Annotated in this window: 1 protein-coding gene; it reads left to right on the top strand. The window is 42.1% G+C overall.

All coding sequences use genetic code 11. The features are described from left to right. The coding region (locus RR876_RS16640; protein ID WP_332637149.1) for a sugar transferase at positions 1-301 on the top strand (301 nt) is incomplete at its 5' end. Between the last annotated feature and the right edge of the window lie 27 nt (positions 302-328).

The raw sequence follows: 328 nt of genomic DNA, 5'->3' as shown, positions 1-328 counted from the left end.
TGTTGGGCCACGTCCACTGCTGACAGAATATTTGCCACTGTATAATGAAGAACAAGCGAAACGGCATAATGTACGTCCGGGTATGACAGGACATGCTCAAGTCAATGGACGCAATGCGATTGGCTGGGAAGAAAAATTTAAACTCGATACATGGTATGTAGAGCATCAATCGACCCTTTTAGATTTTAAAATCATGTTTAAAACCGTGCATAAAGTTCTCGCCAAAGATGATATCAGCGCGGAAGGCGAGGCCACCATGACCCGTTTTACAGGCACAGAAAAAAAGGATGCTAATAAGTGACAATTTATATTGGTGTATATGGTGCAA

It is taken from the genome of Acinetobacter sp. (genome assembly GCF_036666595.1).
Classification (GTDB): Bacteria; Pseudomonadota; Gammaproteobacteria; order Pseudomonadales; family Moraxellaceae; genus Acinetobacter.
The sequence above is the reverse complement of the archived record's forward strand: the minus strand, read 5'-3'. Positions and strand labels throughout refer to the sequence as shown.